1 protein-coding gene is annotated in these 242 nt (G+C 45.5%); it reads left to right on the forward strand.

The window, feature by feature from the left end; translation table 11 throughout:
* The coding region (locus tag SB660_RS23275) for an alanine:cation symporter family protein (RefSeq protein ID WP_410584924.1) at positions 1-242 on the forward strand (242 nt) is incomplete at both ends.

The following is a 242-nucleotide window of genomic DNA, read 5'->3' on the forward strand; positions in this document are numbered from 1 at the left end:
GGGCTGCTCTTGTTTGCCTATTCCACCCTGATTGGCTGGTACTATTATGGCGAAAAATGCTTTACATATTTGGCGAAGGATTCGAACGTCCTGTATTATCGTATCGTGTTTGTGATGGCTGTCTTTTTTGGTGCTGTGTTTCAAAATGACTTCGTCCGGGGTGTGGCAGATCTGCTAAATGGACTGATGGCCATTCCAAACTTAATCGGGCTCATCGGTTTATCAGGGGTTGTCGTATGGAT

The sequence above is a fragment of the Bacillus sp. SIMBA_005 genome (assembly GCF_046535585.1).
Taxonomy (GTDB): Bacteria; Bacillota; Bacilli; order Bacillales; family Bacillaceae; genus Bacillus; species Bacillus pumilus.